2 protein-coding genes are annotated in these 1,393 nt (G+C 58.1%); both read left to right on the forward strand.

Annotation, left to right across the window (positions count from 1 at the left end; all coding sequences use genetic code 11):
• The coding region (locus tag Z052_RS07200; protein WP_144050012.1) for a transposase at positions 1-283 on the forward strand (283 nt) is incomplete at its 5' end.
• A gap of 504 nt (positions 284-787) precedes the next feature.
• Complete coding sequence (locus Z052_RS07205; protein ID WP_241897915.1) at positions 788-1,246, forward strand: hypothetical protein; 459 nt, start codon at positions 788-790, stop codon at positions 1,244-1,246.
• The last annotated feature ends 147 nt before the right edge of the window (positions 1,247-1,393 follow it).

The following is a 1,393-nucleotide window of genomic DNA, read 5'->3' on the forward strand; positions in this document are numbered from 1 at the left end:
CGCTAAACTACAACGGATGGTGATCCGCGAGTCAGGCGACTCGCGGATCGAAGGGAGTATTTCGAAACGTGGATCAGGGCGTGTACGATGGCTGCTCGTCCAAGCAGCAAACACCGCAGTTCATACGAGTAACGACGAGTATCTCAGTCGGTTTTACGACCGGTTAGCAAGCCGGAAGAACTCACAGAAAGCGATCGTGGCAGCAGCTCGGAAGATGCTGGTATCGATCTACCACATGCTTGATCGGGGAGAAGCGTACGATCCACCGGGTGTAACCGCATAGACGAGGGATCTGAGGGCCGCCGGTCCGGCGGCCCTCAGTGGCCGGCCGAGGCCCTCCGTGAGCGTCAGCTATCGCCAGACAGCGACCGCACCGCAGACACGTTCCGACCGCCTACCGGCTGTGAAAACAACAGATCCCTAGACGGCGTAATCATTTTGTCGCTAGACGTGGTTTGCCCGGGTAGCAGCGTTTCCATAGGTGAAATCCTCGACAGATAACATATACTCGCCCGGTCTCGCTCGGTACAGAGTAGAAATATGTCGACTGAGCTGTCTTCGATTATTCGGCGAGTAGACTGTTCTACCTGTGTATCTGGTCTATCCCGGAGTCGAGGCTGCCCCAGATAAGGAGATGGACAGCGAGCCACTGTCCAGCCGGCGGAACGAAGTACGTTCAGATACGATTTATCAGGGGGTGAGTGTCATGGTAGCCAGGCTGGACCGAGTTGTGCGGCTGTACGGTCGATACGGACCGTCACGGTTGCCGCTCGGAGACCGACAAGACGTGGGGGCTGGCTACAGTATGGCGGCCGGTGTCCTCGCCGGTGGAATCGTGTTTGCTCCGGTGAGTACGCTGGTTTCGGGTACGGCGGCTTCCGCAGGGGAGGTTCTGTCTGCGATCCCGGTGTACCTCGCCACGGGATTCGTGGTCGGGGCGCTCACGTGGCGCTTCCTGTCGTCAAGTGTCCCGTACTACAGGGCCGTCGCAGCGCTGGTCACGGTCATCGGGAACTACCTCGCCGGGACTGCCGTGTGGTTGCTACTGGCTCCGGTGTACGGCTACGAGGTTTTGAACCCGTACGTGGGGGCCGACCCGCTGACCTCGCTCACCGAGTTCCTCGGAGCGTTCTTCGAGCTGTACCCCCTTACCGTCTTGACAGTGGTCGTGTGGACGATCTGGATAGCCGTCCCACTCAGCCTGATTTTCAGCTACGTCCACGAGCGCAGCCGTAGCGGAGAATAGCCGATACGTTCGCACTCTTCAGCGATCGGCTGTTTCAGGCGAAAACGTATCTGAAGAACAGTGTTTCAACACCTATGAAAGCCTGCTAGCTCAACAAACCACGTCTGCGATACTATATTTTTCGTCAGGATCGATGCCGAGCTTGGT

It is taken from the genome of Halorubrum sp. C191 (assembly GCF_002727095.1).
Lineage (GTDB): Archaea > Halobacteriota > Halobacteria > Halobacteriales > Haloferacaceae > Halorubrum > Halorubrum ezzemoulense.